This window comes from Pectobacterium parmentieri, from assembly GCF_001742145.1.
GTDB classification, from domain to species: domain Bacteria; phylum Pseudomonadota; class Gammaproteobacteria; order Enterobacterales; family Enterobacteriaceae; genus Pectobacterium; species Pectobacterium parmentieri.
This window is the reverse complement of record NZ_CP015749.1, coordinates 4,321,955-4,346,908: the sequence shown is the minus strand read 5'-3', so window position 1 is coordinate 4,346,908 and position 24,954 is coordinate 4,321,955. Positions and strand designations below refer to the sequence as shown.

21 protein-coding genes are annotated in these 24,954 nt (G+C 50.5%); 11 read left to right on the top strand and 10 right to left on the bottom strand.

Annotation, left to right across the window (positions count from 1 at the left end):
- Window positions 1-888 precede the first annotated feature (888 nt).
- Together A8F97_RS19690 and metE are read right to left on the bottom strand one after the other, a co-directional pair.
- On the bottom strand, window positions 889-2,511 hold the full coding sequence (locus tag A8F97_RS19690) for a methyl-accepting chemotaxis protein (protein WP_014701932.1): 1,623 nt from the start codon (window positions 2,509-2,511) through the stop codon (window positions 889-891).
- Between the two features lie 541 nt (window positions 2,512-3,052).
- On the bottom strand, window positions 3,053-5,317 hold the full coding sequence (gene metE / locus A8F97_RS19685; RefSeq protein WP_015731488.1) for a 5-methyltetrahydropteroyltriglutamate--homocysteine S-methyltransferase: 2,265 nt from the start codon (window positions 5,315-5,317) through the stop codon (window positions 3,053-3,055).
- A gap of 104 nt (window positions 5,318-5,421) precedes the next feature.
- Between metE and metR the strand changes: the two genes are divergently transcribed.
- Complete coding sequence (gene metR / locus A8F97_RS19680; RefSeq protein WP_014701934.1) at window positions 5,422-6,357, top strand: HTH-type transcriptional regulator MetR; 936 nt, start codon at window positions 5,422-5,424, stop codon at window positions 6,355-6,357.
- On the opposite strand, the gene A8F97_RS19675 is transcribed toward metR, so the two are convergent.
- Window positions 6,263-7,162 carry a carboxylate/amino acid/amine transporter gene (locus tag A8F97_RS19675; protein ID WP_014701935.1) on the bottom strand — a complete coding sequence of 300 codons (900 nt, stop codon included), beginning with the start codon at window positions 7,160-7,162 and terminating at the stop codon, window positions 6,263-6,265. The two genes, metR and A8F97_RS19675, sit on opposite strands and share 95 nt — an antisense overlap.
- 294 nt (window positions 7,163-7,456) lie before the next feature.
- Here A8F97_RS19675 and A8F97_RS19665 point away from each other — a divergent pair, with 294 nt between their 5' ends.
- A complete protein-coding gene (locus A8F97_RS19665) occupies window positions 7,457-7,915 on the top strand; it encodes a hypothetical protein (RefSeq protein ID WP_033072477.1) in 459 nt (152 codons plus the stop codon).
- Window positions 7,916-8,147: 232 nt separating this feature from the next.
- On the opposite strand, the gene pagP is transcribed toward A8F97_RS19665, so the two are convergent.
- The 5 genes from pagP to A8F97_RS19640 form a co-directional block, all read right to left on the bottom strand.
- Window positions 8,148-8,777 (bottom strand): lipid IV(A) palmitoyltransferase PagP, encoded by a 630-nt coding sequence (pagP, locus tag A8F97_RS19660; RefSeq protein WP_014701937.1) that lies wholly within the window; start codon window positions 8,775-8,777, stop codon window positions 8,148-8,150.
- 407 nt (window positions 8,778-9,184) lie between these two features.
- Window positions 9,185-10,006, bottom strand: coding sequence for a serine O-acetyltransferase (cysE, locus tag A8F97_RS19655; RefSeq protein ID WP_014701938.1), 822 nt, complete (start codon window positions 10,004-10,006; stop codon window positions 9,185-9,187).
- Between the two features lie 280 nt (window positions 10,007-10,286).
- Window positions 10,287-11,306 (bottom strand): NAD(P)H-dependent glycerol-3-phosphate dehydrogenase, encoded by a 1,020-nt coding sequence (gene gpsA / locus A8F97_RS19650; protein WP_033072476.1) that lies wholly within the window; start codon window positions 11,304-11,306, stop codon window positions 10,287-10,289.
- Window positions 11,306-11,782, bottom strand: coding sequence for a protein-export chaperone SecB (gene secB / locus A8F97_RS19645; RefSeq protein WP_014701940.1), 477 nt, complete (start codon window positions 11,780-11,782; stop codon window positions 11,306-11,308). Before secB ends, gpsA begins: the two co-directional genes overlap by 1 nt.
- Before the next feature lie 204 nt (window positions 11,783-11,986).
- A complete protein-coding gene (locus A8F97_RS19640) occupies window positions 11,987-12,418 on the bottom strand; it encodes a rhodanese-like domain-containing protein (RefSeq protein ID WP_005968345.1) in 432 nt (143 codons plus the stop codon).
- A gap of 244 nt (window positions 12,419-12,662) precedes the next feature.
- On the opposite strand from A8F97_RS19640, the gene envC reads away from it, so the two are divergent.
- A complete protein-coding gene (envC, locus tag A8F97_RS19635) occupies window positions 12,663-13,964 on the top strand; it encodes a murein hydrolase activator EnvC (RefSeq protein ID WP_025919710.1) in 1,302 nt (433 codons plus the stop codon).
- A gap of 2 nt (window positions 13,965-13,966) precedes the next feature.
- Complete coding sequence (locus A8F97_RS19630; protein ID WP_033072475.1) at window positions 13,967-14,908, top strand: divergent polysaccharide deacetylase family protein; 942 nt, start codon at window positions 13,967-13,969, stop codon at window positions 14,906-14,908.
- Window positions 14,909-14,946: 38 nt separating this feature from the next.
- Here the strand turns inward: A8F97_RS19630 and tdh are convergent, their stop codons facing one another.
- Complete coding sequence (gene tdh, locus A8F97_RS19625) at window positions 14,947-15,978, bottom strand: L-threonine 3-dehydrogenase (protein ID WP_033072474.1); 1,032 nt, start codon at window positions 15,976-15,978, stop codon at window positions 14,947-14,949.
- Between the two features lie 10 nt (window positions 15,979-15,988).
- Window positions 15,989-17,185 (bottom strand): glycine C-acetyltransferase, encoded by a 1,197-nt coding sequence (locus tag A8F97_RS19620; protein ID WP_014701944.1) that lies wholly within the window; start codon window positions 17,183-17,185, stop codon window positions 15,989-15,991.
- A 241-nt stretch (window positions 17,186-17,426) separates the two neighbouring features.
- On the opposite strand from A8F97_RS19620, the gene rfaD reads away from it, so the two are divergent.
- From rfaD to rfaP, 7 genes are all read left to right on the top strand, one after another.
- Window positions 17,427-18,359, top strand: coding sequence for an ADP-glyceromanno-heptose 6-epimerase (gene rfaD / locus A8F97_RS19615; protein WP_025919714.1), 933 nt, complete (start codon window positions 17,427-17,429; stop codon window positions 18,357-18,359).
- Between the two features lie 23 nt (window positions 18,360-18,382).
- Window positions 18,383-19,450: an ADP-heptose--LPS heptosyltransferase RfaF gene (gene rfaF, locus A8F97_RS19610; RefSeq protein WP_033072473.1), complete on the top strand. Its 1,068-nt coding sequence runs from the start codon at window positions 18,383-18,385 to the stop codon at window positions 19,448-19,450.
- On the top strand, window positions 19,447-20,430 hold the full coding sequence (gene rfaC / locus A8F97_RS19605) for a lipopolysaccharide heptosyltransferase RfaC (RefSeq protein ID WP_033072472.1): 984 nt from the start codon (window positions 19,447-19,449) through the stop codon (window positions 20,428-20,430). Before rfaF ends, rfaC begins: the two co-directional genes overlap by 4 nt.
- A gap of 26 nt (window positions 20,431-20,456) precedes the next feature.
- On the top strand, window positions 20,457-21,710 hold the full coding sequence (locus A8F97_RS19600) for an O-antigen ligase family protein (protein WP_227001563.1): 1,254 nt from the start codon (window positions 20,457-20,459) through the stop codon (window positions 21,708-21,710).
- Between the two features lie 235 nt (window positions 21,711-21,945).
- Window positions 21,946-23,019 carry a lipopolysaccharide core heptosyltransferase RfaQ gene (gene rfaQ, locus A8F97_RS19595; protein WP_033072471.1) on the top strand — a complete coding sequence of 358 codons (1,074 nt, stop codon included), beginning with the start codon at window positions 21,946-21,948 and terminating at the stop codon, window positions 23,017-23,019.
- Window positions 23,016-24,131: a glycosyltransferase family 4 protein gene (locus A8F97_RS19590; RefSeq protein WP_033072470.1), complete on the top strand. Its 1,116-nt coding sequence runs from the start codon at window positions 23,016-23,018 to the stop codon at window positions 24,129-24,131. The genes rfaQ and A8F97_RS19590 overlap by 4 nt, the downstream gene beginning before the upstream one ends.
- A 2-nt stretch (window positions 24,132-24,133) precedes the next feature.
- A complete protein-coding gene (gene rfaP, locus A8F97_RS19585; protein WP_025919720.1) occupies window positions 24,134-24,934 on the top strand; it encodes a lipopolysaccharide core heptose(I) kinase RfaP in 801 nt (266 codons plus the stop codon).
- Window positions 24,935-24,954 lie beyond the last annotated feature (20 nt).

Genomic DNA, 24,954 nt, shown 5'->3' with positions numbered 1-24,954 from the left:
GGTAATGCATAGCAAGGTCAGTTGCGCACATGTCGCAGCTTGATAGACCACAGGGCGGAGAATGGCTATCCGAAGGAAAAAGCGGTTTCCTTCTGATATACCAGAGATACCTTGAGGCAGGCATTTTTACGCACGCTCTCAGCATGAGGGGCGCGATCAAAAATCAAATAATTTTCCTCAGGTGTTGAGGTGCAAAAGTGGCAATAAATCTAACAGTGGTACAAATACGATTGATAAGACCGCGGAGACGTTATCGAGGTGAGATAATGACCTTCCCTCTCCGTATTCGTGCATCCATAGCCGTTCCTGTGTTATTCGTTTTATCGGCAACTTGTTTCTAAACTTTACAAATTGATCGTTTAAATCATTCAAAAACAGACAATAAATAGATTACAACTATCAAAAATTAAGTTTCGATCGGAAAAATCACAGGTTAATTCAACAATAATTAACAAAAATAACGCCTCAACCACATCAAATGATAGTCAGACATATTTGATATTAAAAATAAATAGATGGAATATTTCTTAAAAAAGGACAACAAACTGAATAAGCAGGGGAAAAAAAAGATTTACTCTATATACCCTAAATAATTCGAGTTGCGTGACAAAACGTTGACGTTTTGAACAACGCTCTGCGTTGACCCTTTAGGGCAAGGACCATTTATGGCCTTGTAATGCGGCAACCGTGCGACAAATCGGTCTTAGACCGATTTGAGCAGCGCTAGCGCTGGCCCGATGGACGAGGCTCAGAGATGAGCCGAGTATTGCCAACGCACAAGCGGCTTTAAGTATGACGGGTATAGCGAGATAACGGAATCAGGGAGGCCATTACCCCCCTGATGAAGCAGACGTTGCGCCGCAACGCGGGCAAATTATGACAGCAAATTTACGCTTTATTTGCCAGCGCCAGCATGGGTGTGCTCACCGGCGTCGAGGCATAAGACGCAGCGTTACCACGGCTATACGACTGTATTTTAAACGCACTCACCGCTTCCGCCAGTACAGTTGCCTGTGATTGCAGAGACTGTGCCGCAGAAGCCGATTCTTCAACCAGGGCCGCGTTCTGTTGTGTCGTGGTATCAATTTGTCCAATTGCCAGATTCATCTGGTTAATACCATCACTCTGTTCGCGGCTGGCCTGTGAAATCTCACTGATAATGTCGTGTACGTCTCTTACGTGGGCCGTTAATCCCCCCATCGTCTCTTCAGCGGTATCGACAAGCTCCATGCCTTCACGGATTTTGCCCACGGAATCATCAATCAGAGCCTTGATTTCTCGTGCTGCTGTCGCACTACGCTGCGCCAGCGAGCGAACTTCTCCTGCCACCACCGCAAAGCCGCGCCCCTGCTCACCTGCACGCGCCGCTTCAACCGCCGCGTTCAGCGCCAGAATGTTGGTCTGGAACGCAATGCCGTCGATCACACCGATGATCTCTGCCATACGCTGGGATGAATCGTGTATCCCACGCATTTTCTGCGTGACGGAAAGCATTACCTCACCGCTTTGTTTCGCCGCCCCCGTGGCTTTATTAGCAATCTCCGTCGCCTGCTGGGTATTTTCCGCCGTATTTTTAATGGTAGATGCCAGTTGCTCCATCGAGGCTGCCGTTTCTTCCAGCGAGCTGGCCTGCTCTTCGGTGCGCGATGATAGATCCTGATTCCCTGCCGTGATTTGCGACGCTGCCGTCGAAATCGTTTCCGCGCCGTCACGTACCTGGCCGACAATCGAGCTCAGGCTGGTATTCATGCGATCCAACGACTGTAGCAGCAGCCCGGTTTCATCCTTGCTGGCCACCGTGATGTGTGAGGTCAGGTCGCCTTGTGCCACTCGATCTGCAACATGCAAAGCCTGCTCTATTGGACGGGTAACGCTACGGGTGATCAACCAGGCAATCAGTGCGCCAGCCGCCGCGCCGAGCACCAAGATAAGCAGTAAAATGAGACGCGTACTGCTGTATACGTCTGCCATGGTTTCGACAGACGTATTCATCGCCTCGTCCTGGTAATTCACCAACTGTTTCACCGAGTCCCGGTAATTGCGCTGAATCACGTTCAGGGTGTTATTGAATTCTGCTATGGCGACGTCGTTATTACCCGCCAACGCATCACTGATAATTTGATCACCGGACTTGATGAACTCGGCACGAAACCCGCGAACAACTCCCACCTGCTTGCGGGAACGCTCTCCTGAGGCATCGCTCTCCAGATTATCAAGCAGACGGCTAATTTCCTTGCGGTACGCCATAATCCGATCGACATATCCCTGACGCTGTTCCTGACCGGATACCAACATCATCTGCAAATAGGCGACAAAATGCCCATTCACGTTATCGATGAGATCATTAGCATCTACCGTTTGTGGATAAACCTCTTTGACGATGTCTCTGGCACCATCCTGAAAGCCGGATAGTTTAGACAGAGAAAATAGACTCACAGCAAATAACATCAGAATCAGGACGGCAAACCCGCCTCCCAATCGATAGCCGATACGCCAATTCGCTAAATTCACATCTCACTCCTTTTAGGTAAAGTATAATAATGTCGATGACGCAGAGTTATTGCCTAATAATGTTGCAGGATGGAAAGCAATGGCTTTTCAGAAAAAATAAACTCTATTTATGGGTATATTATCTCTACCTATAAAGTATAATTAGCAGTATATTTTCAACATAACCAATCTATCAAAAATATAAACAACCCCCTCCTTGTTCGTACATCCTGACCTGCATCTATGCCGTTTACCTTATCGGCACAAGATTTCTTAGCTTTATGACTGGGTCATTTAAATATTCAAAATAAGACAGATTAGTTCAGCAAAAAAATATTCATTCATCACGAATAAAATCCCACCAAAAACAAAAAATAAAGCGTGATCGCGTAGCAATTTTATTAAAGAAAAAACACTATGTTTAATATACAGGAAGGAAAAAACCGAAGAAGGAAATAGAAATTTTACGTGGAATGAAAAAACAAAACATGTATTTTATTTACCACTTATACATAAAAATCAGGGAGCCAATAGACTCCCTGATATCATCGATAATTAACGCTTATTGAGCTTCACGCAGACGTTGTGCTGCCTGAACCATATTTGCCAGAGCCTGGCGCGTTTCCGGCCAGCCACGAGTTTTCAGACCGCAGTCTGGGTTCACCCACAAACGCTCAGCAGGAATACGCTGTGCCGCTTTCTTCAGCAGGGCTTCCATCCATTCCACGCTCGGTACGTTCGGAGAGTGAATATCGTAGACACCTGGACCGATTTCATTCGGGTATTCGAACTCTTCAAACGACTCCAGCAATTCCATATCGGAGCGAGAGGTTTCAATCGTAATCACGTCGGCATCCAGCGCGGCGATAGAATCCATGATGTCGTTGAACTCGCAATAACACATGTGGGTGTGGATTTGCGTATCATCCTTCGCCACCGCGGCATTCAGGCGGAAAGCATCCACCGCCCAGGCCAGATAAGCGGCCCAATCCGAGCGGTGCAGCGGCAGACCTTCACGCAGCGCCGGTTCGTCAATCTGGATGATACCGATACCCGCGGCTTCCAAATCTGCCACTTCATCACGCAGCGCCAGTGCAATTTGCTTGGCAATGGTTTCACGCGTGACGTCTTCACGCGGGAAAGACCAGCACAGGATGGTCACGGGACCTGTCAGCATGCCTTTCATCGGCTTGTCGGTCAGAGACTGTGCGTATTTCGCCCACTCAACGGTGATCGCTTCTGGACGACTCACGTCACCAATGATGACTGGCGGCTTCACACAGCGAGAACCGTAGCTCTGCACCCAGCCATTCTGGGTAAAGACAAAGCCATCCAGATGCTCACCGAAATACTCGACCATGTCGTTACGCTCAGCTTCACCGTGCACCAGTACGTCCAACCCCAGACGCTCTTGCTCAACCACAGCTTGTTTAATGTGCTCAGCAATACCGGTACGGTAGTTATTCCCATCCAGACGACCCTGCTTGAAATCCAGACGCAGGCCGCGAATTTCGGTGGTTTGTGGGAAAGAACCAATCGTAGTAGTCGGCCATGCTGGAAGATTAAAGCGCTCACGCTGAGCATCGGCACGCACGGCATACACGTTCTGACGCTGGCTGTCCTGTGCGGTAATGGCCGCCAGACGCTGCGCAACAGCCGTGTTATTCACACGTGTGGAGGTACGACGAGCACGAATCGGCGCACTGTAAGCTTCCAGTGCCTGACCATTGCCGCTGTTCAGTGCCTGAGACAGCAGTGACAATTCCGCACATTTCTGAATCGCAAAGGCAAACCAGCTCTTCACTTCATCATCCAGACGCACTTCAACACTCAGGTCGATAGGGCTATGCAGCAGGGAGCATGAACTGCCCAGCCACAGATCGCGCGTCCCAACCAGCGGTTGCAGGCGCTCAAACCAGCTACTCAGGTCAGCACGCCATACGTTACGGCCGTTAATCACCCCCAGAGACAGTACCCAGTTAGCAGGCAGTTGGACGCTCAGCGCAGCAGCATCATCCTTACCGTGAACCAGATCGATATGCAGCCCCTGAACCGGCAGCGCTTTGATCGTTTCCAGATTCTGGCTAACGCTATCGAAATAGGTCGTCAGCAGCAATTTCACCTGACCTTGCAGCGCATCGTAAGCGGGTTTAAACGCGGCCAGCCACTCTTGCGGCAGTTCCAGCGCCAGTGCAGGTTCATCGATCTGCACCCACTCAATACCACGCTTCGCCAACTCAGCCAGCACCTGCTGATAAACCGGCAGGATATCTTTCAGCAGTGACAGACGGTCAAATTGCTCGCCTTTCACTTTACCCAGCCACAGGTAGGTCACCGGACCTAACAGAACAGGCTTCACTTTATGGCCCAGCGCCAATGCTTCATCCACCTCATCCAGCAGTTGCGTCCAGGTCAACGTAAACTGCTGCCCTTGAGTGAATTCCGGCACCATATAGTGATAGTTCGTGTTAAACCATTTAGTCATTTCTGCCGCAGCGGCAGGTTGACCGGTTGGCGCTCGTCCACGACCAATACGGAACAGTGTGTCCAGATCGACCGAGCCGTCTTCATTCTGATGACGCGCAGGTACGTTACCCAGCAGCAGACTCGTGGTCAGCACATGGTCGTACCAGGCGAAATCACCCACTGGCAGCAGATCAACGCCAGCATCCTTCTGTTGTTGCCAATGACGCGCACGCAACTCGCGTCCGACGGCCAGCAACTCTTCCTGTGTCGCGTTACCTGCCCAGTAGCTTTCCTGCGCTTTTTTCAGTTCACGACGTAGTCCAACGCGCGGAAAACCCAGTGTGTGATTCACAATCGCCATCGTTAATTCCTCATTTAGCCGTCCAGATGTTTACACATCCATAATCCGCAGGTAGTGTAGTAAGCACAAGCGCAATTTATTCACTGTCACTGTGAAGGACTCTCATGATCGAATTCAAACACCTGCGAACGCTGCAAGCACTGCGCAATACCGGATCGTTAGCCGCCGCTGCCGCTGCACTTCACCAAACCCAATCGGCGTTATCCCATCAGTTCAGCGATCTGGAACAGCGTCTTGGGTTCAGGCTATTCGTGCGTAAAAGCCAGCCGCTACGTTTTACGCCTCAGGGAGAAATTCTGTTGCAGTTGGCAGAGCAGGTGTTACCGCAGATCCAGCAGGCGTTGCAGGCCTGCCACGAGCCGCACCAAACCACGCTGCGTCTGGCAATCGAGTGTCATAGCTGTATTCAGTGGCTGACGCCTGCGCTAGACGAGTTTCATCAGCACTGGCCGCAGGTCGTAATGGATTTTAAATCGGGTGTGACATTCGACCCTCAGCCAGCACTCCAGCAAGGCGAATTGGATCTGGTCATGACCTCCGACATCATGCCGCGCAGCGGCCTGCACTATTCGCCTCTGTTTGACTTTGAAGTCAGGCTGGTGCTTGCTCCCGATCATCCACTGGCAAAAAAAGAGAAGATCGAGCCGGAGGATTTCAGCACAGAAACCCTGATGATCTATCCGGTACAGCGGCAGCGGTTGGACGTCTGGCGTCACTTTTTACAGCCAGCCGGCGTCAGCCCTGCGCTGAAAAGCGTGGATAACACACTGCTGTTGATTCAGATGGTCGCCGCCCGTATGGGAATTGCCGCGCTACCACACTGGGTGGTGGAAAGTTTTGAACGCCAAGGGCTAATTGTAACCAAATCGCTGGGTGATGGGCTTTGGAGCCGGTTGTACGCCGCCGTCCGCGACGGAGAACAGCGCCAACCGGTACTTGATGCGTTTATTCGTTCGGCGCGTCAGCACGCTTGTGATCATTTACCGTTCGTGAAGGACGCTTCACGACCCAATGCTGGTGCACCCACAGCGAGGACGTAATGATTGCCGTCCCCACGATAAAGCTCAGCCAATCTGGCGTTTTGTGCCAAATGGCGAAGTTGACCAGTAGCCCAGCCGGCACGTGAAAGTTATTCATTATGCTGAGCGTTCCGGCATCCACCTGGGTTGCGCCATAGTTCCACATAAAATAACCCAAGCCTGAAGCGCCAATCCCCAGCCAGGCCAGTACGCCCCACTGCAAGGTTGTGGTGGGTAGCTTAGCCATATTACCGAAGAGCAGCCACGCGACTATCGTCACGATTGCCGCTCCCAGATAAAACCAGGAAAACGCGCAGTGCTGCGGCACAGGATGAATCTCCATCAGGCGCTTATAGCCAACCTGGCCTGCGGCAAAACACACGTTAGCCACCTGCACCAGCAGGAACCCCCACCAGAAATGCTCGCTCACGCCGTGATAGTGGATCACGGCTGCGCCGAATACTGCCAGAAGCGCACTCATAGCATAGCCCCAACGCAGGCGCTGTCGGGCAAGCAGATCGTAAATTAGCGTGACGTACAACGGCGTCATCACTGTGAAAAGTAAAAACTCAGGTACGGTCAGGTACAGGTAAGCCTGGAACACGAACAGGTACATGATACCAAGTTGGCAAGCACCTACTAACATATACAAACAAATGACGCGCGGCGCGTAGCCCCGCCAACGTAAGAACGGCAAAAATACCACCGCCGCCGCCGTCAGGCGGAACATCGCAGAAAACCAGCTATCGACCTGACCCGCCAGATATTCGCCAATCAAGCTGAATGAAAATGCCCACAAGATCGTGGTGATAATAAGTAATGGCACGACAGCATCCACTGAGAAAAAAGTATCGTCATTGTAGCGGAGATGGCTGAATGGATTTCAGACAATGTGGTTTACATCAGAACAAATAACAAACAAATGAGAGAAGTCAGTTTTCATACCATTCTCATGATGAAGAAGAGTACCGAAGGAAAAGTAAAATCTATCCTACAAAACAAAATTATCAGTACAAAAAACCATATTAATAAATTTTCTATTTTATAAATTTAATATCAACATCGACATCTCTATAATTAACACGGCTATATCATTATATATTTTAACAGGGAAGGATTTATGAAAAAAATTTTATTGGCTACCCTTGCTTCATCACTTTTTTTTTCCTCATGGGTTAATGCCGAGGAAATGAAAACGGCTCCAAAAAATGAAGTCACCGTTCAAGAAACTATAAAAGTAGCCATTGTAAACGCTAAACTCACGGATTCTAATGAAGGATGTGATTGCAGTTATACAATAAAAAATCTGGCAAACAGCCCACTAAAAAACTTTACGGCTTCGATTGTTATTAAGAATGAAGAAAGACTATTCAGATGTGATGCCGGTCATATCAACTATAAAAATCCAATACAGCCCAACGAATATAATGTCTCAACTAATCTGGCAATAGGCGGATCATGTGGAAAAAAACCAAAATTAACAATACTCTTTGTTCACTCATGTGAATATAGTGACAATTCTGAATGTAGTGATGAAAATGTTGACATTAGTGGTTCAGGACTTAATTGGCCGGAATAACACCAAAAACCACCCTCATTATATCATAAACTATGATGTAAAATTCCGTATTAACAGATAATTCCAGTATTATACTAATAACCAACGCAGCTTTAATGACCTCAACATTCGAGGCCGTTAAAGCTGATAGCACGTATTCTTCATACTTCAAGTTACTTGTGCGTTGACTATGCTGCTCGGATGATTCCGAGTGTAGGTCCCCTTTGTTCCTAAGATATTCCCAAGAAACTTTCTAAATCTGCCATCTAAACCAGGCAAAGAAGACATTACCGTTATTATACGTTCCGGGAATATACGTCGCCTGAAAAGAGAGTTTGCTATAACTTATTGACGCCAAGGGCAACAATACAGGGATCGGGATATAGTTCCAGTTATCACGCATAGTGAAACCCGCCGTAAAGCCCAGACCTAGTTGAAAATCCTGATCGTGGGTGGGCCGCCAGCGCTTTTCATAGCCGTAACCACCAATAGGCTCCCATTTATTAAAGGAGTCTTTAAAAGCCATGATATAAAGCCCGTGCCAATCGCCATCCTGATCCAAACGGGAAACACCGTAACCCGCGCCCCACGGCCTTTCATTATATTTGTCAGTCTTTTCTTTATCATACGTCCAGCGGTTATGCCAAGTGATCGCTGGGATATAAATATCGTGGCTCTGCGACGTATTCCAGGTCGCAGACAGGTTGTGTTTACTTCTCTGCCACCAACTTTCATCCTGCTTATTCGACGTAGAATCCGCCGCGACGGATGCAGGGCTTTCCATGCTGCCCGTATTATTTATGCTTTCTACTGCGTAACTCGAAAAAGGGATGATAGGTAGAGTAATCAAACTCAACGTGATTAAAGCTCGCTTCAAATGCATATAAGGTTCTCTGTAACAGCGTCACGATTCCATTCAAACAAAGGTGATCCAAGCAAAGCTATTCCGATGGTTACCAAAATATATAGTTTAGTTCACGTAATCTGCCTATACCCTAAATAATTCGAATTTCAGGAAGGTGGCAAGAGAAGGCATCCCGATGACCTTACTCAGGTAAGTGATTCGGATGACTAAACGCGGCCAACACACATGCAACTTGAAGTATGACGGGTATATATAAACGGGAAACTAAAACGACCTATTATGAAGGGATAAACAGCGACAGTGCTTAAATAGATAGCGAACCAAGCGTTGCTTTCAGACGTTTCTTAGCTGCAATAACAAAAAACCACCTTATTTATCGGTGGTTTATATTCAGCAAGGGATAATGAAGAACCTATGTCGCGAGGCTAGATGCCGTCGCCATATTCGAAACCACGGTTGATACCGTTGAAATACTGATCCATATCCATCGCGGGTTTATCGCTTTCCGGGCGACCGACGATGCGGGCCGGAACCCCTGCCGCCGTCGTATGTGGAGGCACCGATTGCAACACGACAGAACCAGCACCAATTTTCGCGCCACAGCCAACCTCAATATTCCCCAGAATTTTCGCCCCTGCGCCAATCATCACACCTTCGCGAATTTTAGGGTGACGATCGCCGCTGGTTTTACCCGTACCGCCCAGCGTCACGGATTGTAGAATGGAGACATCATTTTCAACCACGGCCGTTTCGCCGATCACAATACCTGTTGCATGATCGAGCATGATCCCACAGCCGATTCTCGCCGCCGGGTGAATATCCACACCAAAAGAAACCGAGATCTGGTTCTGGAAATAGACCGCCAGCGCTTTACGATCCTGAGACCAAAGCCAGTGGCCAATGCGATAAGCCTGTAATGCATGAAACCCTTTCAGGTAAAGTAGCGGCGTCGAGTATTTGTCCACCGCCGGATCGCGCAGACAGACCGCCTGGATATCGCGAGCGGCGGAAACGATCATCTGCGGCTCGGCGCGGTAGGCTTCTTCCACCACCTCACGAATAGCGATCGCGGGCATAATAGAATTGGCTAGCTTGTTCGCTAGCATGTAGCTCAGTGCACTACCTAAATTCTCGTGCTTCAGCAACGTGGCATGAAAAAAGCTGGCCAGCATCGGTTCACAGTCTGCGAGGTTGCGCGCTTCTGTTTTGATATTGCTCCAGACCAGTTCCAATTCTTCTGTCGACATTGCCTTACTCTCCGAGATACCACACACCACAGCGTATATCTGTTCTCAAACGACAGGCTTAGTAGCGCCACCGCTCGTATACAAGAAAATGAAGATACTATGAGCCCCCAGGATTAGGAAGCCCAGCATAGACTTGCCATACTTCAGGTTGCATGTGCATTGGCTGCGTTACGCGGCACACCTACACATGCCTTACCCAAAGAGTCAACGCTTTGCGTTGTTCAAAACGTTAACGTTTTGTCCTGAAACTCGAATGAGTTAGCGCATAGAACGACGTGTTTTACAATCTGGCGGTTTCGTCTTTACGCGTGCGCCCCAACAGGCTCAGCGCCGCCTCTCGGGCATCTTTCCCACAATACAGAACCTGCCAGAGTTGCTCAGTAATCGGCATTTCAACGCCGTAGCGCTGCGCTAGTGCCAGAACCTCTTTGGTATTGCGGTATCCTTCAACAACCTGACCAATGCTATCCTGCGCGCTCTGCACATCCATTCCCTGCCCCAACATCATGCCAAAGCGTCGGTTGCGGGACTGATTATCAGTACAAGTCAGCACCAGATCGCCAAGCCCAGCCATCCCCATGAAGGTAGTAGGATCAGCACCCAGTGCGGCACCAAGCCGGGTCATTTCCGCCAATCCGCGAGTGATCAGGGCGGTTCGTGCATTAGCACCAAACCCAATGCCGTCAGACATTCCGGCACCGATAGCAATGACGTTTTTCACTGCGCCGCCCAACTGCACACCGATAAAATCCGGGTTGCTATAAACGCGGAAGCTCTTCCCACAGTGCAGCAGCCGTTGCAGGTCATCAGCAAACTCACTGTCCGTTGATGCCAGTGCAATCGCCGTCGGCATACCGGCCGCTAATTCTTTGGCAAATGTCGGGCCGGACACCACCGCAAGCGGGATGGTATCACCCAATGCTTCACGTGCGACATCCTGTAACAGACGCCCTGTTTCCGCTTCCAGACCTTTGGTCGCCCACACGATACGCGCATCAGCACGCAAGTGAGGTTTCAACTGACGTAAAACATCACCAAACACATGGCTCGGCACGACAACCAGCACATTTCTGCTAGCAGCGAGTGCCTGCGCCAAATTAGTTTCCAACTGTAGCGAATCAGGGAAAGGCACATCAGGCAGGAATGCCTGATTACAGCGAGCGGTTTGTAACGCCTGAATGTGCGTAGAGTTGTGGCCCCACAGCACAACTCGATGGCCATTACGCGCCAGCGTAATGGCTAATGCGGTGCCGTATGAACCGGCACCGATGACAGTCATGGAAGCGTCAGACGCGTTCATCAGGCATCCTGATGCTGCGCAGCGCCTTCACCTTCACCCTCGGTTTGCTGCTGCAGGTAATTCATGAACAGCGCATCAAAGTTAACCGGTGCCAGGTTCAATTGCGGGAAAGTACCGCGAGAAACCAGGCTGGTGATGCACTCACGCGCATAAGGGAACAGAATGTTCGGGCAGTATGCACCCAGGCAGTGCGCCAGTTGAGTACCTTCGATACCACCAACGGTAAAGATACCACCTTGCTGAACTTCACACAGAAACGCAGTTTCTTCACCCAGAGAAGCCGTTACGGTCACGCGCAGTACAACTTCATAGATGTCATCAGCCAGTTGGCTAGAAGCCGTATCCAGATCCAGTTTTACTTCTGGCTGCCATTCCTGCTGGAACACCTGAGGCGCATTCGGCGCTTCAAAAGAGATATCTTTGGTGTAGATACGCTGGATTTGGAAAGCCATTTCTGTGTTGTTTTGTTCAGACATGTTAAGTAATACCCTTTTGTTAGATTTTCTTGACGTCTTCCGTCGTCATAAGTGGGCGGACGTCAGCACATTTCTGTCATTGTCGCACAGCAATCAATGTCGTACTGCAATCAGCCTGTCGGTTATCCTGCCAAGTCGTTGCCATTTTCGCTGTGTACGGCTGACACTCATGGCACGATGCGGATAGTTTTACCACAAACTGTTTTATTTGCCGCGGACTAAAGGCAGATTCTCACCGGTCCAGCCAGCCAAACCATCTTTCAGTACCTGCACACGCTCAAAACCGGCTTTGTGCAAATTCTCGGCCGCTTCGCGTGAAGAGAGGCCGTTGGCGCAGACCACGATAATCGGCTGCGACTTATGTTTTTCGAGTTCACCTACGCTGCCGTTTTTAATGTCATTCGGCAACAAGTTAAATGCGCTGGCAATATGGCCACGGCGATAGTCGTCACGGTTACGGATATCAACAATGACAGCATCTTCTTTATTAATCAGGCGGATCGCTTCACCGCGAACCACGTCTTTCACGTTCGACAATTTACTCTTCACAGTAAGTACAATTACCGCAACCAACAACGCAACCCAGGCGATGCTCAAAATAGGGTTCTTGCTAACGAATGGCATAATCTCTTGCATGGGGTGTAACGACTCCCGGATCAGTTAAGCAACAAAAATATAAGGTTCCTGAGTATACCTGCGCGATACGGCAATTACAGCCAGTAAGCCAATATAGCGTATCGAATCTGCGGCGCGCTTTCCATTTATCTATTATTGATACGCATAGACACGCGCCTTTGTGCCATGCTTGTCACGTCTGGAAATAGAAATCAGACAAGAGACAACTGGTAAGCCGCTGTTCATCGTGGAATAATTTATCGATATGAGTAAAAACGCGTTATTTGTACAGAGTCGAGTAGCATGTAGCGCCGATCGCCAGTTATCTGCATTACAAAGGCTGCTCACCCGCTGCGCCAGCGCGCTCTGCGTTGGCGTTTTGCTGTTGCCCGCGCTCGGCCAGGCAGAAGATAATCAGGCGCAGCTTAAAACCCTGCAACAAGATATCGCCGCGAAAGAAAAAAGCGTCCAACAGCAACAGCAACGGCGCAGTACCTTAGTTCAGCAGTTGAAAAAGCAGGAACAATCCATCTCTCAGGCCAGTCGCCAACTGCATGAAACACGCAATACGCTGTCTACACTCAATAAAGAATTAACCAGCCTCAGTGCCTCTATCGCAAAACTGCAATCTCAGCAAAATAAGCAACAAACGCTCCTCTCTCGTCAGCTTGATGCCGCCTTCCGACAAGGCCAGCACAGCGCGCTGCAACTCATGCTGAGCGGAGAGGAAAGCCAGCGCAACGAGCGCATCCTCGCCTACTTCGGCTACCTGAATGAAGCGCGGCAGAAATCCATCAGCGAATTGCAGCAAACCCGCGTGGAGTTGGCTAACCAAAAACGCCAGTTGGAACAAAAACAGACGCAGCAAAAAACGCTGTTAAGTGACCAGCAGCAACAACAGCAAACGCTGGAACAGGCGCAGTCCGATCGGAAGAAAACGCTGTCGACGCTGGAAAGCTCGTTAGAAAAAGATCAGCAGCAGTTGACGGAATTGCGCCAGAATGAAACCCGATTGCGCGATCAGATCGCCCGCGCCGAGCGAGAAGCAAAAGCCCGCGCCGAACGGGAAGCACGCGAGGCCGCCAAGGTTCGCGCCAAAGAAGAGCAGGCCAAACGCAGCGGCAGCAGCTACAAACCCACCGAAGGTGAGCGCTCACTCATGGCGCGTACTGGCGGCTTAGGCCGACCTTCCGGCCAAGCCATCTGGCCGGTTAATGGCCGTATCGAGCACCGTTTCGGCGAGCCGCTACAGGGTGAGCTACGCTGGAAAGGCTTGGTAATTACCGCACCGGAAGGGACTGAAGTGAAATCTATCGCTGATGGCACGGTGCTGATGGCCGACTGGCTACAAGGCTACGGACTGGTGGTGGTTGTGCAACATGGTAAAGGTGATATGAGCCTGTACGGCTATAACCAAAGCGCATTGGTTTCCGTTGGTGCTCAGGTCAAGGCGGGTCAACCCATCGCACTGGTCGGCACCAGCGGTGGGCAGAGCCAGCCCGGACTGTATTTTGAAATCCGTCGTCAGGGTCAGGCGGTCAATCCACAACCTTGGCTGGGAAGATAGTCTTGTCTTATTTAACCAAAGCACCGTTATTGGCATTGAGTCTGTTCGCACTTTCTCCCTTGGCACTGGCCGGCAAGCTTTCCATCGTGATCGATGATTTTGGCTATCGCCCACATAATGAGAACCAGATTCTGGCGATGCCTACGGCGATTTCCGTCGCAGTATTGCCCAACGCCCCCTACGCTCGTGAAATGGCGACAAAAGCCCATCAGCAAGGGCGTGAGGTGCTGATCCATCTACCGATGGCACCGATGAGCAAACAACCACTGGAGCGTGACACCTTACGCCCAGACATGAGCAGTGACGAAATTCAGCGCATTATTCGCCAATCAGTCAATAACGTGCCTTACGCTGTGGGGTTGAATAACCATATGGGCAGCGCGATGACCGCCAGCCTGCCCGGCATGCAAAAAGTCATGCAGGCGCTCAGTGCCTATCAGCTCTATTTCCTCGATAGCATGACGATTGGCAGCAGCCAATCGAGTCAGGCCGCAGCAGGAACGGGCGTGAAGGTCATCAAACGCAAAGTTTTTCTGGATGATTCGCAAAACGAAGCTGAGATTCGTAAGCAGTTTGCCCGCGCGGTACAAATCGCCCGTCGCAGCGGCTCCGCCATCGCTATCGGGCATCCTCACCCTTCAACCATCCGTGTCTTACAGCAGATGTTGCCCACGCTGGATGCCGATATTGTCTTAGTGCGCCCCAGCCAGTTGCTGAATGAACCGACGAGGCAGTATGAGCCACAGCCGCCAGCCAAGCCGCGTAATCCGTTCCGCGGTATACCGCAGTGTCAGGTCAAGCAACCGCCGGAACCGGTGAAGAACGATGTGTTCTTCAGGCTGGTGAGTAGCAGCATTATGGACAGTGTACCGGTGCTATTTATCAAGCACCGCTGGCAGACCTGGGTTGCTCCCACCGACGCCGAAGCACACAAGCAGCCATAACTTCAGACGCGTGTTCGCACGGGTTATCCACGGCAGGGTTATGTCTCATCCCAACTGAGAATAACCTTGCCCGATTGACCCGAGCGCATGGCATCGAACCCTTTCTGAAATTCATCAATATGAAAGCGGTGAGTGATAATCGGGGACAAATCCAGCCCAGACTGAATCAGTGCCGACATTTTGTACCAGGTTTCGAACATTTCCCGTCCGTAGATCCCTTTGATAAACAGCCCCTTAAAAATCACTTCACCCCAGTCAATCGACATCGGCTCATGCGGAATGCCCAACATAGCAATGCGTCCACCGTGATTCATCGCTTTCAGCATGGCGCGAAAGGCCGATGGCGCGCCCGACATCTCCAACCCAATATCAAACCCCTCGGTCATGCCCAGTTCTATCATCACGTCAGACAGCTTTTCCTCTGCCACATTGACGACACGCGTTGCCCCCATTTTACTGGCTAGCTCCAGACGGTACGCATTCACATCGGTAATCACGACATTCCTCGCGCCAGCGTGACGGCACACCGCCACCGCCATCATGCCTATCGGCCCCGCTCCGGCAATCAACACATCTTCCCCGACTAAATCGAAGGAAAGTGCGGTATGCACGGCGTTACCGAAAGGATCGAAAATGGCGGCCAGCTCGTCGGGAATATTGTCGGGGATACGAAATGCGTTATAGGCAGGGATCACCAGATATTCCGCGAACGAACCGGGACGGTTTACTCCAACACCGATGGCGTTGCGGCATAAATGACGCCGCCCTGCACGACAATTGCGGCAGTAGCCGCAGGTAATATGTCCTTCACCCGAGACTCTGTCGCCAATATGAAAGCCATTAACTTCCTGGCCGATAGCAACGACTTCACCCACGTATTCATGCCCAACGACCATGGGAACGGGAATGGTCTTCTGCGACCACTCGTCCCAGTTATAGATATGCACATCCGTTCCGCAGATCGCGCTTTTGCGGATCTTAATCATAATGTCGTTATGTCCAAGCTCCGGCATGGGGGCATCCATCATCCAGATACCTTCTTCCGGCCGCAGTTTTGCCAGTACTTTCATGACGATGTCCTCAGATGATTACACCCAAACGTTTGCCCACGCGGATAAAAGCCTCGACGGCGAATTGGATTTGCTGCGGTGTATGAGCAGCCGACATTTGAGTGCGAATACGCGCCTGACCAAGGGGAACAACAGGATAGAAAAAGCCTGCGACATAAACGCCTTCCCGCTGTAGCGCCTGCGCAAAATCCTGTGCCAATTGCGCCTCGCCTAGCATCACGGGAATAATGGCGTGATCGGCCCCCGCTAACGTGAACCCGGCGGCGGTCATCTTTTCACGAAACAAACGGGCGTTTGCCCACAGGCACTCACGCCGTTCTCCGCCCTGTTCCAGCAGCTCCAGCACCTTGAGCGACGCGGTGACAATGGCTGGCGCAAGCGAGTTGGAAAACAGGTAGGGCCGAGAGCGCTGGCGCAGCCAGTCGACCACCTCACGTTTGCCCGCCGTATAGCCACCCGATGCACCACCCAATGCCTTGCCTAACGTGCCGGTAATGATATCGACGCGGTCCATTACCCCGCGATATTCATGCGTCCCGCGCCCATGTTCACCGACAACCCCCACCGCATGGGAATCATCAACCATCACGAGTGCGTCATAACGATCGGCCAGATCGCAAATCCCCTGCAAATCCGCAATCACGCCATCCATTGAGAAAACGCCGTCGGTGGCAATCATGATGTGTTTCGCCCCCTCCGTTCTGGCGAGTTGCAGTTGTGCTTCCAGTTGGTTCATATCGTTATTGGCATAACGGTAGCGCCGCGCCTTCGATAACCGGACACCGTCAATGATCGAGGCATGGTTAAGCGCATCGGAAATAATCGCATCCTCCGGCCCCATCAGCGTTTCAAACAGCCCGCCGTTAGCATCAAAGCAGGAGGAATAGAGAATTGCGTCCTCCATTCCCAGAAAATCCGCCAGATTACGCTCCAGTTGTTTGTGGATATCCTGCGTTCCGCAGATAAAGCGCACCGATGCCATACCGAAGCCGTGGCTGTCCAACCCGGACTTTGCGGCAGCAATCAGCTCGGGGCTGTCCGCCAGGCCAAGATAATTATTGGCACAGAAGTTGAGCAGGCGGTCGCTGTCCACCACCTCGATTTCAGCTCGCTGCGCAGAGGTGATGATGCGTTCTTCCTTGAATACGCCCTCGGTGCGTGCAGCCATAATTTGTGTCGTAAGTTGCTGATAAAATGCGGCAGGCATAGCGTCACTCTCCCATAAAAAGATCGCTTTATGGTTTTTAAGCTAGCGGATATGGGCAGAAATGCGGGGTAAACAGTCTGAAAATGCTGGCGTCGTCACGGCCTGAATCATCTTAAAAAAGCGGGGCAACACGGGATAAATTAACCTCTGGCTGCTAGTAGTAAAATGAAATGCTATTATAGCGGTCATAAACAGCGTGGGGCGCGGTGCCTCACTGGCAAGATTAACAAAGGTCGCGTCCATGATTATCGTTACTGGCGGAGCCGGTTTTATCGGCAGCAATATCGTAAAAGCTCTGAATAACATCGGCTACCGAGACATTCTGGTTGTCGATAACCTGAAAGACGGCACCAAGTTCGTCAATCTGGTCGATCTGGACATCGCAGATTACGTGGATAAAGAAGATTTCATCGCCAGCATCGTTGCGGGTGACGATCTGGGCGATATCGATGCCGTATTCCATGAAGGTGCTTGCTCTTCCACCACCGAGTGGGATGGCAAATACATGATGGATAACAATTATCAGTATTCCAAAGACGTGCTGCACTACTGCCTCGATCGCAGTATTCCGTTCCTGTATGCCTCTTCTGCCGCGACCTATGGCGGCCGCAACGATAACTTCATCGAAGACCGTCAATACGAGCAGCCGCTGAACGTCTATGGCTATTCCAAATTCCTGTTCGATCAATACGTGCGTGAGATTCTGCCGGAAGCAGAATCGCAGATCTGCGGTTTCCGCTATTTCAACGTCTATGGACCGCGCGAAGGTCACAAAGGCAGTATGGCAAGCGTCGCGTTCCACCTAAATAACCAAATTAATCAGGGTGAAAATCCGAAGCTGTTCTCCGGTAGCGAGAGCTTCAAACGTGACTTCATCTACGTCGGTGATGTCGCCGCCGTCAACCTGTGGTTCTGGCAGAACGGTGTTTCCGGCATCTTCAACTGCGGCACCGGTCGTGCCGAATCCTTCCAGGCTGTCGCCGACGCCACGCTGGCCTTCCATAACAAAGGCAGCGTGGAATACATCGAATTCCCTGAGAAGTTGAAAGGCCGTTATCAAGCCTATACGCAGGCTGACCTCACTAACTTGCGTGCTGCGGGCTACGATAAGCCGTTCAAAACCGTCGCCGAAGGCGTAGCGGAATATATGGCCTGGCTGAACCGTACCGTTTAATCGGATAAGGATTCATAAGCGGTATGAAAATTTTGGTCATCGGCCCTTCCTGGGTCGGCGATATGATGATGTCGCACAGCCTGTATCGCACATTAAAGGCTGAACACCCGGAAGCGGTCATTGACGTGATGGCACCGGCCTGGTGCCGCCCGCTGCTGGCACGGATGCCGGAAGTCAATCAGGCGTTAGCCATGCCGCTCGGTCACGGCGCACTTGAACTGGGGGAACGCCGCCGTCTTGGCGTCTCGCTGCGTGATGCGGGCTATGACCGCGCTTACGTGCTGCCCAACTCCTTTAAGTCTGCGCTGGTGCCGTTCTTTGCCAACATTCCGCAGCGCACAGGCTGGCGCGGCGAAATGCGTTATGGACTGTTGAACGACTTACGCGTGCTGGATAAAGCCGCCTTTCCGCTGATGGTTCAGCGCTACACCGCATTAGCCTATGATCGTAGCCGTATTCATCGTGCTGAAGATCTTCCGCAGCCGTTGCTTTGGCCACAGTTACGGGTCAATCAGGCCGAAATAGCGGACATGACGCAAACCTTTGGTCTCAGCGATGCGCGCCCCATTATCGGCTTTTGCCCCGGAGCCGAGTTCGGCCCTGCCAAGCGTTGGCCGGATTATCACTATGCCGCATTGGCGCAAGCGCTGATTGAACGCGGCTACCAGATAACGCTGTTCGGTTCGGCCAACGATCGTGCAGCCTGTGACGATATCCTGCAGGGATTGACGGAAGACGCACGTCAGTATTGCGCCAATCTGGCGGGAAGCACCTCGTTGGAACAGGCGGTGGTGCTGATTGCTGCCTGCCATGCTGTCGTCAGCAATGACTCAGGGCTCATGCACGTTGCGGCCGCGCTCCATCGCCCACTTGTCGCGCTTTATGGCCCGAGTAGCCCCGATTTTACTCCACCGTTATCTCATCAAGCCGAGGTGATTCGCCTGATTACCGGTTATCACCGGGTGCGCAAAGGGGATGCCGAACAAGGTTATCACCAGAGTTTGATCGATATTCAGCCCGAACGCGTGCTCAGCGCGCTGGATAAGTATCTCATTTCGGAAGGAAGTCTCATTCCGGGAGCAGATGCATGAGAGTGCTGATTGTGAAAACGTCGTCGATGGGTGATGTGCTGCATACGTTGCCAGCCTTGACCGACGCGATGCAGGCTATTCCCGGTATCCAGTTCGATTGGGTGGTCGAAGAAGGTTTCGCACAAATTCCAAGCTGGCACCCAGCGGTTTCCCGCGTTATCCCGGTAGCGATCCGCCGCTGGCGCAAAAGCTGGTTCAGCGCCCCGATACGTCAGGAACGTGCTGAGTTTAAGCGTCAACTATGCCAGCACCGCTATGATGCGGTCATTGACGCACAAGGGCTGATTAAAAGCGCGCTGCTGGTGACGCGGCTCGCCAACGGAAAGAAACACGGATTGGATTGCAAGAGTGCTCGTGAGCCTCTGGCAAGCTGGTTTTATAACTATCGCCACCCGATAAGCCGTCAACAACATGCCGTAGAACGCGTGCGAGAGCTGCTTGCCGCCAGTCTGGGCTATAAGAAACCGACCGAACGCGGTGATTATGCGATTGCCTCGCGCTTCCTCGCCCAATTACCTGGAGATGCCAATCGCTATTTGGTGTTTCTCCATGCCACAACGCGTGATGAAAAGCACTGGCCAGAAGCACACTGGCGTGAACTGATTGCCCTATTGGCACCAAGTGGGCTACGCATCAAACTCCCTTGGGGAGCTGAACATGAGCACCAGCGCGCATTACGGCTGGCGGAAGGGTTCCCACACGTTGAGGTCTTACCGCGTCTGACGCTGCAACAGGTCGCCGAGGTGCTTGCGGGCGCTAACGCAGTCGTCTCCGTCGATACCGGGCTTAGCCACCTGACAGCAGCACTGGATCGTCCGAATATCACACTGTACGGCCCGACCGATCCAGGGCTGATTGGCGGCTATGGGATGAATCAGGTGGTGGAAATGTCTGAAAGCCAGCAAATGGAGACAATTCCCGCTAGCCTCGTCCATCAGAAATTAGAGAAGCTGATAGAATTACCTACATCAGGCGAGTGATATCGCTCCCGACTGTGAACAAATACATGCTTAATGAATTAAGGTACGAACTGGGCAAAACGCCCAGTATAAGTTCGGCTGTCGCACTTAACGCCGTCTTCCCTGGCTGTTTACTCACATTAGCCATTATGCCATTTAGTAGCATTCTTGCCGGGTGGCTTTTTTATCTCACAGGTTCGCTATCTGTTTTCTATGTCGTGACACACCTAAGAACCGTCATAGTCGCTAAACGACGCTTACTGATCCCACTGTGCCTGCTGGCTATCGGCATAACCAATCTCATTTGGTACTACCACTATTATCAACCCGATAGCCTTTTCCCTTATGTATATAACGCCTACAGGACATCTGCGCACGCCGGTATTTTGGGCGCATTTATCGTGCTGACAGCCCTGCATATCAGGCAACAACAGCAAAAGCAGTCGCTCTTCTACATCATCGCAATCTGTGTGTTAGCGCTGAGCTATGCGTTCTATCAGTCACTGTTCAGTGGAATGCATCGCATTGGATTGGCATTTGGTACAGCAACCAGCGCCGCCTATTTTCTTACTTTTATTGGCGCGTTAAGCGCACAGGCGCTGCTGAAGCTCGATTCAACCTATAAGTATTATCTCTATCTGGGGCATTTTCTGTTAGTCACTGTAGCCATTCTACTGACAGAAACCCGGGCAGCCATATTTGTCTACCCTATTGTTGGCGCGACCATTTTACTGTCAGAAGTCAGACACAATAAACGCTTGTTCATAAAGGCATTCATCGGCTCAGCAGCGACGCTGCTTCTGTGCTTATTCCTGTTTCAGGAGACGATTCATCAACGCGTCAACGACCTGTTTAATGACGTACACAGCTACAACATGAATAACAGCAAAACATCAGTGGGTGCACGAATCGCCATGTACCAATCCGGTGTCGAAGCAGGAGAAGACGCGTTATTGGGGCAATCTGCCGAACAGCGCGCCGCTCGGATCATTACACAAGCGGAACAAAAACCGAGCTTAGCGGGTGCAGTCGAATATCTGAATGTCCATCTACATAACGAAGTGGTTGATGCCTTTTCTCTTAAAGGGTTACCGGGAGCAATATTGCTAATATTGCTCTATGCCTCCTTATTTTATTTTTCATTTTTTGTTCTGCGCAGCCATCTCTCCGCTGCACTGCTTTTTTCCCTACTGATGTATGGGCTTAGCGACGTCATCCTCTATTCACGGGATATGCTCATTGCATGGCTGATGACGTTTTGCCTCGGCACAACGCTGACCGGAAAATGGCTAAAGAATTAGCCCTGTTATAATTAGCGTATGGCAGTAGCATTTACCTCTGTGAGAGGGATGTGGGTTCTAGTACCATACGGTGGTTTAGCACAATATGTGCAGTGGCAACATCACGAGATAAATTTGCGTCCCGCAAATCGCCGTGAAATTTCGGATCATCTCAGTCAACTGGTAGCTGTCGAGCCAGGGGCGGTAGCGTGCCCGCAATAAAACAATAACCTTTTGATTATATGAAGGAAAACGAGTGAGTCAACGCATCATCCCTTATCACCGAATTCTTGTGGTAAAGCTCAGATATCATGGCGATATGTTGCTGACCACTCCGCTCATCAGCACGCTGAAAGCCAATTATCCTGACGCTAAAATCGACGTATTACTGTATCAAGATACGATGCCGATTCTCTCCGCAAACCCAGAGATACATCAGCTTTATGGGCTCAAAAGAAAGACCAGCACGCTTTTAGAAAAAATCCGGAATTTCACAGAAATCAGACAGGTGCTTAAGCAAAATAATTACGATCTGATCGTCAATCTGGCTGACCAATGGCCTATTGCCTTATTGGTAAAATCATTAGGTGCGCGTAGCATTGCTATCGATCGGGGTGATAACCTGAAAGGGAAGATGTGGCGTTTATTTTTCAGTGATTGCGTTCCGCCAATAGGCACGCATATTGTTGAGCAAAATCGATCGATACTCTCTCCACTCGGCCTTTCTGATGCACAGCCCAAAGATTGCATGTCTCTCTATTATAGTGTGGAGGATGCAGAACGCGTGTTCAGCATTGCTCCACAACTACGCAAACAGGCCTACGTCGTCATCCAACCGACAGCAAGGCAGGATTTCAAGTGCTGGGACAACGATAAATTTGCGGTCGTCATTGATTATTTGAAAGAGGAAGGGTTAGAGGTTGTTCTGACCTGTGGCCCCTCTCAGGGGGATCTTTATGCTGTGCAAGATATTCATGCTCAATGCATCCATAAGCCGAATACCTTATTAGCCGGTAAAACCAGCTTTTTAGAACTGGCTGCGCTGATCGATAACGCCGCACTTTACATCGGCGTCGACTCTGCCCCCATGCACATGGCTGCCGCGCTGAATACACCGCTAGTGTGTTTGTTTGGACCGACAGATCATAAAAAATGGCGGCCCTGGTCTGACAACAGTATCGTTATTTGGGCCGGAGACTATCAACCGATGCCGGAAAGAAAAGAGCTCGATAGAAATCAGAAATACCTTTCTTGCATCCCTGCACAAGATGTCATTCACGCGGTAAGTGGCCTATTGGCGGGCCCTTCCGTAGACGAGGAAGCACAATGAATATTGCTATCTGCCTGTATAAGTACTTCCCTTTCGGCGGATTGCAGCGTGACTTTTATAATATTGCTCAAGCTTGCGTAAGGCTCGGACATCATGTCCGCGTCTATGTTTTATCATGGCAAGGTAAACAGCCGGAGAATCTTGAAATTATTTTCGTTCCCGCATCGGGTATGAGCAATAACCGACGTAATCAACGTTATAGTGAATGGGTTCAATGCCATCTCCAACAATATCCTGTAGACCGGGTGGTTGGTTTTAACAAAATGCCAGGACTGGATTTCTACTATGCCGCCGATGTCTGTTATGCAGAGAAAGTCGAGCAAGAGAAAGGGACTATCTACCGCTTAATGCCACGTTACAGGCATTATGCCGCCTTTGAAAAGGCGGTGTTTAAACGCGATAGCCACACAAAAATGCTGATGTTGACACAGCGCCAAATCGCGGATTTTAAAAAGCATTATGGCACACAAGACGAACGTTTCTACATCCTGCCACCGGGCATCGCCCTCGACAGAAAGTACGATCGTCAAGCACTTGACGTTCGACAAACCTTTCGCCGCGCACAAGGCATCGACGACAATGCCATCGTCCTGCTTCAGGTAGGCTCCGATTTCAAACGCAAGGGTGTGGAACGCAGTATTCGAGCTATTGCCAACCTACCCGATGCTCTGCGCCAAAAAGTCATTTTTCTCGTCGTCGGGCAAGATAAGTCTGATCGCTACCAGTTATTGGCCAACCAATCGGGCATCGGAGATAACGTACGTTTCTTTGCGGGCCGCGATGACATTCCCTCTTTCATGGCGGCAGCCGACCTACTGATGCACCCGGCCTATCAGGAAGCGGCTGGCATTGTATTGCTTGAGGCTATTGTGGCCGGATTACCAATAATAGTTACCGATGTATGTGGCTATGCCTTCTATATCGATAGGGCGCAGGCAGGGGCTGTTATCTCCTCACCTTACCATCAGGCTTCACTGAATAGCGCCTTATATGGCGCCCTAAATAAGCCCGATACATTAACGAATTGGGCGAAAAATGCTCGCAATTTCGCGGATACTGAAGATATTTACAGTTTGCCGGAAAAAGCCGCCGTACTGATTACGGGTGAATAAAGATGATTGAATTATGCGAACCTTTCGCCTCGTTATGGAAACACAAAGATCCCTTTGTCGAGGTTGAGAAATTAGACGGTGAAGTATTTCGTGCACTGGAGAGTCGTCGAACACTGCGTTTTACGCTAAAAGAAAATTCATACTTTATTAAAATACATCGTGGAACGGCACTCAAAGAAGCGTTGAAAAATTTGGTCTCATTCAGGTTACCAGTACTCGGTGCCGATCGGGAATGGAAAGCAATCCACCGCCTAGCTGAACAAGGGGTGGATACAATGAAAGGAGTTGGGTTTGGACAACGTGGCGTCAATCCGCTCAGCCGGCATTCCTTCATTATCACTGAAGATCTAAACCCAACTATCAGTTTGGAAGATTACTGCGCCATCTGGCAGGAATCCCCCCCCTCCGTAAAAGAGAAGCGACGCCTGATACAACGGCTCGCAGAGATGGTTAGAAAGATGCATGCTGGTGGTGTTAATCATAGAGATTGTTATATTTGCCATTTCTTACTGCACTTGCCGTATCAACCAACGGATACACAATTTAAAATTTCAGTTATTGACCTACACCGAGCACAAATTCGCGATCGTGTACCTCTGCGCTGGCGAAATAAGGATCTTATTGGCCTTTATTTTTCATCGCTTGATATTGGGCTAACAAAAAAAGATTTACTGTGGTTTTTAAAGATATATTTTTATCGGCAAACGTTGCGCAGCACATTGCAACACGAGCAGTCTCTATTTCAACAAGCACGCGTGAAGGCAGAAAAAATTCGTGTGCGTACGGAGCGTAAGGCATTGTAAATGCCTGTATCTGATAACAC